At 71.6% G+C, this 13,709-nt stretch carries 13 protein-coding genes; 3 read left to right on the top strand and 10 right to left on the bottom strand.

The genetic code is table 11. From position 1 onward, the window contains the following. Positions 1-20: 20 nt before the first annotated feature. Both STVA_RS01895 and STVA_RS01890 read right to left on the bottom strand, forming a co-directional pair. Entirely contained in the window at positions 21-566 is a 546-nt protein-coding gene (locus tag STVA_RS01895) for a putative glycolipid-binding domain-containing protein (protein ID WP_123695532.1), read from the bottom strand. Positions 567-580: 14 nt separating this feature from the next. After that, positions 581-958, bottom strand: a complete 378-nt coding sequence (locus STVA_RS01890; protein ID WP_123695530.1) for a VOC family protein — start codon at positions 956-958, stop codon at positions 581-583. Positions 959-1,086: 128 nt separating this feature from the next. Between STVA_RS01890 and STVA_RS01885 the strand changes: the two genes are divergently transcribed. After that, complete coding sequence (locus tag STVA_RS01885; protein ID WP_123695528.1) at positions 1,087-2,082, top strand: helix-turn-helix transcriptional regulator; 996 nt, start codon at positions 1,087-1,089, stop codon at positions 2,080-2,082. 8 nt (positions 2,083-2,090) lie between these two features. Here the strand turns inward: STVA_RS01885 and STVA_RS01880 are convergent, their stop codons facing one another. Continuing rightward, a complete protein-coding gene (locus STVA_RS01880; RefSeq protein ID WP_170216752.1) occupies positions 2,091-3,446 on the bottom strand; it encodes a vWA domain-containing protein in 1,356 nt (451 codons plus the stop codon). Positions 3,447-3,640: 194 nt separating this feature from the next. On the opposite strand from STVA_RS01880, the gene STVA_RS01875 reads away from it, so the two are divergent. Then, positions 3,641-4,339 carry a pirin family protein gene (locus STVA_RS01875; RefSeq protein ID WP_123695524.1) on the top strand — a complete coding sequence of 233 codons (699 nt, stop codon included), beginning with the start codon at positions 3,641-3,643 and terminating at the stop codon, positions 4,337-4,339. A gap of 21 nt (positions 4,340-4,360) precedes the next feature. Here the strand turns inward: STVA_RS01875 and STVA_RS01870 are convergent, their stop codons facing one another. Continuing rightward, complete coding sequence (locus STVA_RS01870) at positions 4,361-7,807, bottom strand: AsmA family protein (protein ID WP_123695522.1); 3,447 nt, start codon at positions 7,805-7,807, stop codon at positions 4,361-4,363. 129 nt (positions 7,808-7,936) lie between these two features. Between STVA_RS01870 and STVA_RS01865 the strand changes: the two genes are divergently transcribed. Then, positions 7,937-8,152 carry a DUF4169 family protein gene (locus STVA_RS01865; RefSeq protein ID WP_123695520.1) on the top strand — a complete coding sequence of 72 codons (216 nt, stop codon included), beginning with the start codon at positions 7,937-7,939 and terminating at the stop codon, positions 8,150-8,152. A gap of 51 nt (positions 8,153-8,203) precedes the next feature. Here the strand turns inward: STVA_RS01865 and STVA_RS01860 are convergent, their stop codons facing one another. The 6 genes from STVA_RS01860 to STVA_RS28330 form a co-directional block, all read right to left on the bottom strand. Then, a complete protein-coding gene (locus tag STVA_RS01860) occupies positions 8,204-8,734 on the bottom strand; it encodes a dienelactone hydrolase (RefSeq protein WP_123695518.1) in 531 nt (176 codons plus the stop codon). A 148-nt stretch (positions 8,735-8,882) separates the two neighbouring features. Continuing rightward, entirely contained in the window at positions 8,883-9,278 is a 396-nt protein-coding gene (locus tag STVA_RS01855; protein ID WP_123695516.1) for a cupin domain-containing protein, read from the bottom strand. A 29-nt stretch (positions 9,279-9,307) separates the two neighbouring features. Then, entirely contained in the window at positions 9,308-10,708 is a 1,401-nt protein-coding gene (locus STVA_RS01850; RefSeq protein WP_123695514.1) for an FAD-linked oxidase C-terminal domain-containing protein, read from the bottom strand. A gap of 73 nt (positions 10,709-10,781) precedes the next feature. After that, positions 10,782-11,330, bottom strand: a complete 549-nt coding sequence (locus tag STVA_RS01845) for a GNAT family N-acetyltransferase (RefSeq protein ID WP_123695512.1) — start codon at positions 11,328-11,330, stop codon at positions 10,782-10,784. Further along, positions 11,327-11,800, bottom strand: a complete 474-nt coding sequence (locus STVA_RS01840; RefSeq protein WP_123695510.1) for a YcgN family cysteine cluster protein — start codon at positions 11,798-11,800, stop codon at positions 11,327-11,329. Before STVA_RS01840 ends, STVA_RS01845 begins: the two co-directional genes overlap by 4 nt. 60 nt (positions 11,801-11,860) lie before the next feature. Beyond that, entirely contained in the window at positions 11,861-13,561 is a 1,701-nt protein-coding gene (locus STVA_RS28330; RefSeq protein ID WP_170216750.1) for a M10 family metallopeptidase C-terminal domain-containing protein, read from the bottom strand. Positions 13,562-13,709: the final 148 nt, after the last annotated feature.

Raw genomic sequence — 13,709 nt, 5'->3', positions numbered from 1 at the left:
GAGCGCGCTCGCCTCCGGCCCTATCGCCGGCGCCAGATCGGCGGATAGTCGATGACGATGCCATCGGGATCGACCGTGATCTCGGCCTCGAAGCCCGTGCCCAGGCCGCGATAGCGGAAGCGGCCGGGGGCGAGGCGCGTGTAGTCCTGCCGGGCGGTGGCGACCGTCAGGTCGGGGATGCGGACATAGACGACCTGGATGGCGGCCGGCACGCCCGTGGCCAGGTCCAGCCGTCGCAGCGGCATGGCATTGGTGAAGGGGGTGCCGGCGATGTCGATGTCGAAGGCCCCGGCCAAGTCGGGCCGGGCGATGCCGTCGACCGACCAGTCGTCACCCTGGCGCAGGATGGCAATGGTGTGCGCGGCATTGCCACGGTCGACGGAGACGGTGGCCGACCGCGTCCGCCAATCCGCCCCCAGTTCGATCGCGTAGCGCAGGCGAAAGACATCCCCCTCCTCGTCGAGCAGGATGACGCCATCGGCGCGGACTTCCTCCGCGCCGATGGTCAGGACGAGATGCTCCAGCCCCATCTGGCTGGTGCATTCCCAGACGATATCCCGGCGCATCCCGCCCTCCCCGGTCAAGCGGCTGCGCCGCAATAGGCCTCAACCCGGTAGCCGTCGGGGTCGATGGCGAAGGCGGCATAGTAGGTCGGGGAATAGTCCGACCGCAGGCCCGGCGCGCCGTTGCATTCGCCGCCGGCGGCAAGGGCACCCGCATGGAAGCGATCGACGGCGGCCCGGTCGGGTGCCGAGAAGCAGAAATGCAGGCCCGAGCGCGGATCGCCCGGCACGGGATGGTCGGTCTGCGAGATCCACAGCACCACCTGGTCCGCGCCATAGCCGAGCGAGCCCTCGCCCGACGACAGGCAGCTATAGCCGAGCGGCTGCAAGGCCGCGTCGTAGAAGCGGCGGGTGCGGGCGATGTCGCGAACGCCGATCGAGAAATGGTCGAGCATGGGGTTCCTCCTTCGATCTGAACCGCAGCCACCCTAGCCGCCGCCAACTGACAGCCTCGTGTCAGGTATGGTCCGTCGGATGCCGGAAATTCTTGAACGGATGTCGATTGCCCTGTCAGCTATGGCCAATGACCCGGATCGAGCGCGCGTTTGCCATCCTGCTGCTGCTGAGCGACGGCGGCCTCGTCACCGCGCCCAGCCTGGCCGAGCGGTTCGAGGTGTCGGTGCGCACCATCTATCGCGATGTCGAGATGCTGAGCGCCACCGGCGTGCCGATCTATGCCGAGCGCGGGTCGGGCGGCGGCTACCGGCTGCTGGAGGGCTACTTCCTGCCGCCGGTCGCCTTCACCCGCGAGGAGGCGGTGGCCGGCCTGCTGGCCTTGGCGCTGGCCGCCGGCCTGCGCACGCCGCCCTTCCCGGCGGCCCTGGCGGCGGCCGAGCGCAAGCTGGCGGCCGCCCTGCCACCGCGCCTGCGCCCGCTGGCGGCCGAGACGCGGCGCCTGGTCGGCTTCGAGCGGGCGACGGCCGACCTGTTCCATCCCGAGCCCGACGACGAGCCGGGGCCGGATGCGGCCAAGGCGGTCGAGACCTTCGTCTCGGCCATCCTCGACCGGGTGCGGGTGCGGCTCGTCTATCACTCGCCCTATCGCGGCCAGGCATCGCCCGAGATCGAGGCAACGCCCGAGGGCGTGATCTGGGATCGCGACCGCTGGTACCTGATCGGCCGGCGCGACGACGGCCGGCGCCGCTTCTGGCGGGCCGACCGGGTGGTGGCACTCGTCGCCAGCGGCTTCCGCCATCGCGGCGATGCCGGGTTCGACGTGCGCGGCCTGCTCGGCCGGGCCTGGCTCGGCGACGCCATGGCGCAATGGGCGCGCTCCAGCCCGGTCGTCATCGCCATGATGCCGGCCCAGGCGGAGCGGCTGCAGCGCGACTGGCTCTATCGCTTCGCCCGCTTCGAGCCCGAGGGCGACCGCGTCGTCATGACTTATGGCGAGTTCGACCAGCCCCTGGCGCTGGAACTGCTGCGCTGGCTGGGGCCGGGGGCGGAACTGCGCCAGCCGGTCGCCTGGCGGGCCGCCATCGCCGCCGAACTGTCGGCGATGGCAGCCGCCCACGCCTGACCCTGGACCTATGGCACCGCGATGGCGACCGGCGTGGTGACGCCGCCGCGGATCTCGACCGGCGTCGCGCCGACGAGCACGCCGTCCACCCGCACGCCGGCCGTGTAGCTGCCGGCGAACATGGTGAAGCGGGCTGGATTGTCGGACAGCGCCGCGGCGAAGCGGCCGTCGCGTTGCAGCTCGACATAGGGGAACGGCCCGCGGCCGGCGGCGAAGCGGCCGCCGACGCTGATCTCGACGGTGCCGATCTCGGCCACCAGCTTCTGCTCGACGTTCTCGCCGCCGCGGATCTCCACGGGATGGTCCTGGAAAGCGCCAGTGGTGAGCTGGACCCGCACGGTGTAGCGGCCGGGCGGCGCCTGGAAGCGCGCGCGCTCCTCGTTGAGCGCGCCGATCAGCCGGTCGCCCTCGCGTAGCTGCACCTGGGGGCCGCGCGGGATCGGCCGGCCGTCGGCCGCGACCAGGGCCACGACGATGGTGCCGCTGCCGATGTCGATGGTGCGCCGGACCAGTTCGCCGCGGGCCAGCGCGATCTCGACCGGGGCGGAGACCGGACCGTTCGCGACCTGCGCCGTCACCTTGTAGCTGCCGGGCGCGAGCTGGTAGCGCACCGGGTTGCCGGTCAGCGCCAGGCCGGCATGGCCGCCGCCGTCGATGGTGACGCGCGCGGCCTCGGTCGGGCGGCGGCCGGATTCGGTGACGCTCACCTCCAGCGTCGCCAGCTCCGGCCCGGCCGCGGCCTGGCGCATGGCGCCCGCCAGGCCCGCGCGGTCGCGGGCATCGAAATAGCGCCCGCCGGTGCGCTCGATCACGCATTGCAGCGATGCCTTTTCTTCCGGCCGCAGGTCGAAGCCGACGATGTCGACGGTGACGTCGATGCCGGCGCGCGCCAGTTCGGCCGCCGCCTGGCAGACGTCGCCGCCGCATTCCTCGCGCCCGTCCGTCACCAGGATGATACGGCCCGGGCGCCCGCCGAAGGCCGGTATCGCGCCGGTCAGCGAACGGGCGATCGGCGTCTCGCCCCGCGCCGTCAGGCCCGCCACCAGCCCGCGCAGCCGCTCCGCCTCGCTGCGGTCGAGCCGGCCGATCGCGCGCACCTGCTCGATGTCGGTGCAGTCGCGCGGGCGGCGATGGCCATAGAGCGTCATGCCGACGGGGCGCTCTGCCGGCCAGCCGGCCAGCAGGTCGCGCACCACCTCCTTGGCGATGGCGATCTTGGGCTGGCCCGCGATCGGCCGGTTCATCGATCCGGACACGTCCAGGATCAGCATGGTGGGCGCCGGGTCGGCCGGTGCGGTCTGCGCCAGTGCGGCCCCCGGCACGACCATGGCGAATGCGATGGCGATCCAGCGCGACACACCCATATATCCCCCCTCCCGGCCGCGCGGAATGCCGGCCATGCCCCTTGGGCGCAGATCCTGGCGGCCGGGTTCAGCCCGGCCATTGTAGATTATCAGGATATAATCCGATGCAGGATTGCCGGATTATACCGAGCGCCGTTCTGCGCCATATTCCGCCTCAACCGATGGGCAGTCCATCGCAACAGGAGGTGCCTCCCATGATCGAACGCCGCCCCTTCGCCTCGCTCGGCCGGTTCCGCAACGACTGGCTCAATGCCCGCCACCATTTCTCGTTCGGCGAGTATCTCGACCGCTCGCGGATGAGCGTCGGCGCGCTTCGGGTCTGGAACGACGACGAGATCCAGCCGGGCACCGGCTTCCCGCCCCACCCGCACCGCGACATGGAGATCATCACCTATGTCCGCTCGGGCGCCATCACGCACGAGGACAGCCTGGGCAACCGTGGCCGCACCGAGGCTGGCGACGTGCAGGTGATGTCGGCCGGCACCGGCATCCGCCATGCCGAGTTCAATGTCGAGGACGAGCCGACGACCCTGTTCCAGATCTGGATCCAGCCGGCCAGCCAGGGTGTCGCCCCGCGCTGGGACGCCAAGCCCTTCCCCAAGGGCGACCGCGCCGGCCAGTGGGTGACGCTGGCCTCCGGCCGGGCGGGTGACGAGGACGCGCTGCAGATCCACCAGGATGCGGCCGTGCTGGGTGCCACGGTGCTGGCCGGCCAGACGCTGGACTATACCGTCGAGGCCGGGCGCCACGCCTATCTGGTGGCGCCGACCGGTCGCTTCACGATCGACGGCGAGCGGGTCGAGCCGCGCGACGGGGTGGTGCTCGGCGGCGGCGAGACCCATCGCATCGCCGCCGACGAGGACACCGAGGTCGTCCTGGTCGACGTGCCGTAGCCCGGCACCTCGACCCCGACCCTAGCGACGCAGCAGTGGCGCCAGCAGATTCATCGGCTCGCGCTGCTGCTGCTGTTGCTGGCCGGGCCGGCCCGGTTGCTGGCCCGGCTGCTGGCCGGCTGCCGGCGGCAGCAGCCCCGGCAGGAGTTGCTGGAGGCCGCCGCGGCCGATCCGCTGCGCCAGGTAGCTCTGCAACGCGTTGGTATCGAAGATCTTGCGCGGCTCGTCGATCGACCCTTCCAGCCGCACCGCGACCGGGATCGGATCAGGCCTGGTCGCGATCTGGGCTTCCACCCGCGTGTCGGTGATCCAGGCCGGCAGGCTGGTCACGGTGGTGCCCGTGGCGCCGAAGCCGGTGGCCGCCAGCTTCACGTCCTCGCTGCGGATCACGCCCTTCTCGATGCGATAGGTGGCGGTCAGCGCCGAGAAGGGCGTGTCGCCGTCCTTTCCCAGTTCCTGCACCAGGTTGAGGATGTTGGGCAGCTTGGTCAGGTCGGTCGTCTGGAGCGAGCCCGCGACGGCCGACAGGTTGAGGCCGCGCAGCACGCCGTCGCGCACGTCGAGGTCGCCGCGGCCGGCCAGCGCCGACACCATGTCGTGCATGCTGCGGCCGGCGGTCTCGATCGCGAGGTTCGCCTGGGCCCGGCCGCCGACCAGCCGGATCGCCCGGCCGGTATCGATCGCCTGGCCGAGATTGACGTTCTGCGCCTTCACCGCGAAGCGCGCGCTGGGGGTGCCGCGGGCGACGAGCTGGCCACTCAACTCGGCCGTGCCGCCATAGAGCTGGCCGGTGAATTTCGCCAGCGTCAGCGTGCCGTCCGCCAGCGTCAGCGCGATGTCCGGCCGCGAGACGACCCAGCGCCCCTGCTGGAAGCTGGCGGCGCGCAGCTTCACGTCGGCATCGGCGGCCAGCAGGCTCGACAGGTCGAGCGGCGCTTTCGACCAGCGGTCGGCCGCCCGGGCCGGCGCGCGCTGGGCGGGCGCCGGGCGGGCCTGCGCCAGCATCACGCCGGGCCGCAGCAGCGACGGCGGGTCGAGCGGGGCCAGGCCAGCGCGCTCCTCCACCGGCAGGAAGGCGTCGACCGACAGCTCGCCGCCGGTCAGGTCCGCGATCAGCTTGGGCCGCGCGCCGCCGGTCTCGATGCGCAGCGGGCCTTCCAGCCGGGCGGCACCGGCCGCCAGCGAGAAACCGTCGAGGAAGAGCGTGTTGCCATCGGCCCGCGTTCGCGCGGTCAGGCGGAACGGGCCGATGTCGCCGCCGCGCGGGCGATAGCCGGGGGAAAGCTGCGACAGGAGGCGGCCGGTCGAGGGGTGACCGGCATCGATGGCAAGCGCGATCCCCGGCAGGCCGCGCGGCGGCTCGATCGTGCCGGCCAGCTTGGCCTGTCCGTCGCCCAGTCGGGCCTGGAGGTCGACCGCCAGCCGGGCCGCCCCACCTGTAACCTTGCCGGCGATGGAGAAGGGTTGCTGCGCCTGGGCGGGTGCGGCGACGCCGCCCTGCCCCAGCACCTGGCCGAGGTCGCGGCCGCCGGCCTCCAGCGTCAGGTCGACGGTGGCGGCCGGACCGGGGTCGCGGACGGAGCCGGCGAGCTTGGCCGAGGCCCCGGCATAGTCCCCGACCGACGCCTGCCGCAGCGTCAGCGTGCCGCCCTGATAGAGGCCGGCCAGCACCACGTCGCGCGCCGGCTTGCCGCCGGCGTTCAGTTGGCCCACGCGCAGGTCGAGATCGAGGTCGACGCCGGGGTCGCCGGCCGGCTTGGCGGCAGCGGCCGGCGCCGCGCCCGCCGCGGCCGGAGGGGGCGTCGACGCGGTTCGCCGCAGGTAGGAATCGAGGTCGAAGCGGTCGACCGCCAGCCGCGCGGTGACGGCCGCGCGCGCCCCCGGCTGCTCGGGCAGGCGGACCGATGTACTGCCGGTGGCCTTGGCGCCGTCGACGGTGGCGGTCAGTTCGGCCAGTTCCACCAGGGTCGGGCCGGCCTTCACCCGCGTCTGCAGGGTGGCGCGGCCCAGCCGGTCGGCCGGCAGGCCATCCGGCACCGCCTTGTAGGCGAAAAGCAGCGTGCGCAGGCTGCGCGCATCGGCCTGCAACCGGCCGTCGAACTGCGGCCGGCCCTGAACGGCGGCCAGCGTGCCGGACAGCGTCAACTGCGTCGGCCCCGGCAGTTCGGCCGCGGCGCGCTCGACGGTCACCTTGCCGTCGGCCAGTCGGGCGACCAGCTTGGCGTTGCGGATCGACTGCCCCTGGGCCAGCACCGTGTCGGCCGACAGGTCGACGCGGGCGATGATGCCCGCCGGCAGCGCGAAGCCGCCATCGACCGGGGCGGCGGGCGTGGCGCCGGCCGGCGCGCGGGCTGCCGGCGCCGGGGCCGCCACTCCGGGTGCCGCAGCGGGGGCGGGCCCAGCACTGGGCGCGGGGCCAGCACTGGGCACGGGGCCAGTCAGGGCCAGCCATTTGTCGAGTTCGATCCGCTGCGTCGACAGCGCGGCCGTGATCGTGGTGCGGCCGGCCCGGTCGGGTGCGGTCTCGATTCGGCCGGTGAAGCTGGCATCGTCGATGCGAACCGTCAGTGGGTCGGCCTTGAAGCGGTCGCCCTCGGCGACGAACGTGACGTCGGCGACCAGGGGCCGCGCCGGACCGGCCGGCGCGCCGGTCAGGGCCGCCACCAGCCCGGCCAGGCTGTCCGCCTCGAGCTTGAGGGTGCCATCAATGCGGCGCGCCGGTGCCTCCGGCCCCAGATTGGCGGTCAGCACGAGGCCGGCGCGGGCATCCTTCAGCAGCAGCGAGGCGCGGACGGGCGTCGTCCCGGCGGCGGCCAGCCGTCCGACATCGGCGTCGATGGAGGCCGGGCGGCCGCGCACGGCCATGTCGCCGGTCACCCGGAAAGGCCCTTGCAGGCTTTCGGCCGACGCACGGACATGGATCCGCTCGATGCGCTCCGTGCTGCCGCGGGCATCGCGCCAGACGACCGTGCCATTGTCGATCGTGACGTTGCCGAGCCGGATCGGGAAGCCGCCGTCGCCACCGGACGGCGGAGCGGCCGGCGTGGTCGGCGCGCCAGGGGCGGCGGCGGGTGCCGCCGCCGGCTTCATGGCCCAGTTGCCGCCGCCCTCGGCCAGCGTCTGCAGTTCAATCACCGGCTCGACCAGGGTGACCCGGGTCATCTCGACCTGGCCGCTCAGCAAGGGCCAGAAGGCGACATCGACCTCGAGCCCCTTCAGGCGGACCATGTCCGGCACGGCGGCACCCGGCGCGTTGGCGAAGCGCACGTCACGGACCCGGAGCTGCGGGAACGGCAGGACCGCCAGGCGGATGTCGCCGGCGATCGTCAGCTTGCGGCCGGTCGCCGCCTCGGCCTCGGCCTGGATGCGGTCCTTGTAGCGGTTCCAGTCGATCAGGCCGGGGGCCAACATGGCCGCCCCCAGCAACAACACGGCGACGGCAGCGACACCGATCAGGACTTTGCGCATCGATCACTTCCCTTCGCCCGGCCGGGACACCATGCCGTCGGGAATGATGCGCTTGGCGGTCGGGCGTCCTATTGTAGCCGCTGGATGCGGGTCGACCAATCCATGGTGATGCCGCAACGGAGGGCGGCCATGGGCGAAGTCGTCAATCTCAATCGCTTCCGCAAGCAGGCCGCCCGCGAGGAGGCCGAGGCCCGCGCGGCCGAGAACCGCACCCGCTTCGGGCGCACCGGCGCCGAGAAAGCCCGGGACGCCACCGACCGCGAACGCTCGCAGCGGGAGATCGACGGCAAGAAGCTGGGCGGCGGGCCGCCCGCGCCAACGGCCGACGCGGACAAGCCCGAATGATCGCGGCCGTCGACTGAACCCAGGCCTCGGCGCCCCGGGGCGCCGACGGCGTCAGCCTTCGCCGAAGAACGGGTCGGGCAACGCCGGATTGCGCAGCTTCGCTGCCGCCCCGGCGCCCGCCACCGGCAGGCCCTTGGGATCGAGCAGGCCGATCTGCACCAGGACGTTCGCCTGATCCCACAGGATATGCTCGTAGGAGACTTTGTCGCCCTCCAGGCCGACGATGACGACGAAGACGACCTCGACCCGCCGCCCGGTCGGCTCGACGCCCGGCAGCATCCAGTCGATGCGGGTCGTATGGGTGAAGGAGATGATCAGCTCGTCGACCAGCCGCACGGTGCTGTAGGTGCGCGAAAGGAAGTCGAACTTCACGTCGGGCGGGAAGAACTGACCGATCAGGCGGTTGGCATAGAAGGTCCGCACCCCCGCCGCCCCCTGCCCGCCGACCATGGTCGGGATGTTCACGATGTGCGGATTGTCCGACATCGTCGCCAGCGTCCGGTCGAGATCGCCGGCGAGCTCGGCTTCCATGTGGGCGCCGAAGATGGCGTCGAGCTTCTTGGAGAGATCTGGGTCGGTCATGACCGGTGCTCCCTGGGCTGAACGAAAGACGACGGCACTTCCCGCGATCGCCGTCGCCAGGGTGACCAGATCGCGTCGCGAAATGTCTGCCATGGATCTCGCTTTCCCCGGCGGCTGGTGCGGAATTGCCCCTTGGCGGGAGGGTGCTCTACTTCGCCATTTCCTCTGCCGGCGCCTCGACCGACTGGGTCGGGAAGTCCGCCGGCATGGTGATCTCGATCAGTTCGAGGTCATCGGAATGCGCGACCTCGACGTGGCGGATGCCGGGCGGCTGGTGCACGCAGGAGCCCGGCAGCAAGGTCACCTCGCCCTGGCCCTCGTAGCGGAACTTGACCCAGCCCTTCAGGATGTAGACGAGCTGGAAGCCGAGGTCGTGGCGGTGCCAGCCGCCGGCGGCGTGGTGGCCCGGCCTGGCGCGGATGACGTGGGCCAGGAACCGGCCGTTGGTCGCGGTCGCGATCCCCAGGTCGCGATACTCGAAGAACGGACGCAGGCCGTCGGTGGCGAATTCGCTGGAATCGGCGTGGCTGACCGAGAAACGCATGATTTCCCTCCCCTGCCGGGTGGCCGTCCTCAGACCGAGACGATCTTGCCCGGGTTCATGATGTTGTCGGGATCGAGTGCCCGTTTCAGCATGCGCATGACGCTGACCGCCTCGCCATGCTCGGCCGTCAGGAACTCCATCTTGCCATAGCCGATGCCGTGCTCGCCGGTGCAGGTGCCGCCCATGGCGAGCGCGCGGTGGACCATGCGCTCGTTCAGCGCCTGGGCGCGGGCGATCTCGTCGGCGTCGTTCGGGTCGATGATGAAGGCCAAGTGGAAGTTGCCGTCGCCGACATGGCCGACGATGGGCGCCAGCAGGCGGCTGGCGATGATGTCCTTCTTGGTCTCCAGGATGCATTCCGCCAGGCGCGAAATCGGCACGCAGACATCGGTCGCCCAGCCCTTGGCGCCGGGCCGCAGCGAGATCGCGGCATAGTAGGCGGTGTGGCGGGCCGCCCACAGGCGCGAGCGGTCCTCGGGCTTGGTCGCCCACTGGAAGTCGGCAGCACCCTGCTCGGCCGCGATCGCCTTCACCATCTCCGACTGCTCGGCCACCCCGGCCTCGGTGCCGTGGAATTCGCAGAAGAGGGTCGGCTGCAAGGGGTAGTCCAGCTTGGAGTAGCGGTTGATCGCGTCCATCTGCACCTCGTCGAGAAGCTCGATGCGGGCGATCGGGATGCCGGACTGGATGGTGAGGATGGTGGTATCGACGGCGCCGGCCAGGGTCGGGAACGAGCAGACGGCGGCCGCCATCGCCTCCGGCACGCCATAGAGCCGCAGCGTCACCTCGGTGATGACGCCGAGCGTGCCTTCGGAACCGACGAACAGGCGGGTCAGGTCGTAGCCCGCGGCCGACTTGCGTGCCCGCCCGCCCGTGCGGATGACGCGACCATCGGCCAGCACCACCGTCAGGCCCAGCACGTTCTCGCGCATCGTGCCGTAGCGCACGGCGTTGGTGCCCGACGCGCGGGTGGCCGCCATGCCGCCCAGCGAGGCGTCGGCGCCGGGGTCGATCGGGAAGAAGAGGCCGGTGTCGCGCAGGTGCTCGTTCAACTGCTTGCGGGTGACGCCCGCCTGCACGGTGCAGTCGAGGTCGGCGGTCGATACCCGCAGCACCTCCTTCATCTGGCTGACGTCGAGGCAGATGCCGCCATGGAGGGCCGCCACATGCCCTTCGAGCGAGGTGCCGGTGCCGAAGGGAATGACGGGCACGCCGGCCGCGGCGCACGCCTTCACGATCTGGCTCACCTCTTCGGTCGAGCGCGCGAAGGCGACGGCGTCGGGTGGCGCGGTCACATGGTAGGATTCGTCCCGCCCATGCTGCTCGCGCACCGCCATCGCGATCGACAGCCGGTCCCCCAGGAGTTGGCGCAGATGGTCGAGCAGCGCCTCGGTCGGCGGGCTGCGGCGCACGGCGGCGACGGCGGACATGGGCACTCTTCTCCGGCAGATGGGGTCGGGCGAAGGTAGGCCCGACCGCCACCCGCCGCAAGCGCGGGCGGGCCTACGCGGCCTTGGCCGCCAGCCAGTCTTCCCGGTCGAGCGCGTAATAGACGACGTCGTGGCCCTTGAAGACGGTATCCCGCCGATAGGTCAGGCCCAGCCGCTCCATCACCCCGCGCGAGGCCAGGTTGTCGTGCAGGGTGATCGCCATGACCCGGTCGAGCCCCAGCGTCTCGAAACCGTAGGCAAGTGCCGCCCGCCCGGCCTCGACGCCGATGCCCTGGCGGCGCACCCGCTCGGTCAGGGTGTAGAGGATCTCGGTCTCGCCATCGAACTCCGGCAGGCGGCGCAGGCCGTGATGGCCCAGGAGGTCGCCGGTGCGGCGGTCGATGACGGCCCAGGGGCCGTAGCCGCGCTGGTCCCACTCGTCCATGAAATGCCGCAGCGAACGCTCGGCGATCACGGCCGCCGGCTCGTCGGGCGAGCGCAGCCAGCCGCGCACCGACGCCTCGTCGCGGATGCGGACATAGGCCGGCAGGTCGTCCAGGGTGAAGGGACGGAGGGTCAGCCGCTCCGTGGTGACGGTGTCAGGCTTTGCAGGGTCGCTCATGGTCGCTCCGATGGCCAGGCGACGATCCGCTCCTCGAGCGCCTCCTCGGGCACGCCCGTCTCGGAGACGATGCGGCCGCGCGCGGAGATGCCGGCGGCGTGGACCGTTTCCGGGTCGCCCGATACCAGCGGATGCCACCAATAGAGATCGCGACCCTCCGCCACCAGGCGGTAGGCGCAGGTCGGCGGCACCCAGCGCAGCCGGCGGATGTTGCGCGGCGTCAGCTTGATGCAGTCCTTCACGATCGATTGCCGCGTCGCATAGCTCGAACAGCGGCAAGTTTCCAGGTCCAGCAGGCGGCAGGCGACATCGGTGAAGAGATACCGGTCTTCTTCGGGCTCGTAGAACTTCAGCAGGCAGCAGCGGCCGCAGCCGTCGCACAGCGATTCCCATTCGGCCGGCGTCATCTGGCCGAGTCGCTTGGTCTTCCAGAAAGGTGCCGGGTCGGCCGGACTGTCGGGGGGCGTCATGGGGCGCACCGTCTTCGCCGGCCGCCCGCATGTCAATGCGCGCGGCCGCCTCCGCCAGGTTCAGAAGAGCCAGGGGTCGGCATAGGCCGCCGGCATCGCATCGTCGCCCCGATCGCCCAGGAGGCCAACCAGCGGGCCGTCATCGTCGCGGATGGTGATGCGCGCCCGGTCGTCGGCGATGGCGGCGCCGACCGCATTCTGGAACCGGATCTCCAGCGCCTCCTCGGCCTCGCGCACGCGGTCGCCGATGATCCTGACCGCGATCGCGGCCTCGGTCTGGCCGGCCGCGAAGACGAGCGTGCCTTCGTCGCCGACATAGTCCTGCCCTTTCCGGGCGGTCAGGCCCCAGGTCAGCCAGTCGACCGTGACCGGCCCATCCGAGGCGTGGTCGAGGCGCACCGTCACCGTCGCGATGCGCTGCCCGGCATGCCCCTCGACCAGCATGACGTCGTCGGCCGAGAGGCCGGGCGACGGCAACAGCGCGGCCGGGGCCGGAGCCGGGGCGCCAACCACCGGCGCAACGGGCACTTCGATCTCCTGGTCGTCGAAGGCCAGGCGCTCCACCGCCAGCAGGCGGTCGCGGCCGTCCGGGCCGGCCACCACCAGCCATTCGTCGTCCCAGCCCAGTTCGTACTGGCTGCGCTGGCCGGCGAACCGGGCCAGGTCCTGCCCCGCGCCACCCAGGATCGTGTCGTCGCCGAGGCCGCCGGCGATCGTGTCGTCGCCGCCGCCGCCGTCGAGTCGATTGGCCAAGTCGTTGCCGACGATACGGTCGCCGCCACGGCCGCCGGTCGCATCCTCGATCCGGGTGCCGAAGGCGATGGCGATGTTGTCGCGACCGGGCGCCCCGGCATCGGTCGCGCCGACCGAGCTGAACTGGCCGGGACGGAGGTCGAGCGTGACGGCGCGGTCGTGGTTCGACGCGTCCAGCCGATCCTGGCCACCGGCATCCCAGATGGCCGCGATCACCGCCCGGTCCGGCGCCCATTCGTAGACGGTGTCGCCCAGCCCGGTCGTCGGGTTGGCGCCGTACAGCGACTGCAGGGCCGCGATATCGAAGGCCAGCAGCGTCGAGGGCCGGGTATCGGCATAGGCCGGGTGGGGATCATAGGCCATCATCGTGAATTGCCGGTTGTCCTGGGCCTCGGGCAGGAACGGGCCGGCGGCATCCTTGCCGGTACTGTCATAGTCGCCGCTGTGCTTCAGGCCCAGCGCGTGGCCGATCTCGTGCAGCAGGCGGGCGAAGGCGACCGAGCCCGGCTGGGGCACCTTGTTGTTGGCAAACGCGGTCGACAGCCAGACATCGCCGCCGATCCGCGACTCCTGCGGCAGGTAGCCCCAGGCGCCGACGCCGTCGGGCAGCTTCGCCCCACCGAACACGAGATCGCCGGGACCGTCGCCCGGCACCGTGTCCTCGGTGAAGCGAAGCCCTGTCACTTTCTCAATCTGAGCGAGTGCCGCCACCACGCCCGCCTTCTGGACCGGCGTCAGTTCCGTGAAGCCGTTCCGTTCGGATGCACCGCTGCGGTAGTAGCCCGGCACCGCACTGGCGAAACTGAACGTCAAATTTCGCGTCGACCAGCCGCCGCCGGCCGACAGGATCGCCGCGGCATTGCCGGAATCGCCGGGATCGCCCGAAGTGTAGGGACCCGCAGCCTGGCCACCGGCCTCGCCGGCGCCCGAGGCAGCCTGGCACGCACCGCAGCCGCACCCCTGATCCGCCCCGCCCCGGCCGGCTTCTCCGGCCACGATCCTCGCCATCTTCGCGCTCCAACCATCCATTCCGATGGGGAAGCCATTGGCAAGGGTCGGGCCGTCCCGTCGCCGGCCGTCAAGGCGTTGGGATTGCTGATCTATTGATAAGGCTTATCGTTCTGAGGTCGATCGGATTGAGAAGCTACCTACCTCA

The organism is Stella humosa (assembly GCF_006738645.1).
GTDB classification, from domain to species: Bacteria; Pseudomonadota; Alphaproteobacteria; order ATCC43930; family Allostellaceae; genus Allostella; species Allostella humosa.
Note: the sequence above shows the minus strand (reverse complement) of the source record. Positions and strands in the feature narration are given on the sequence as shown.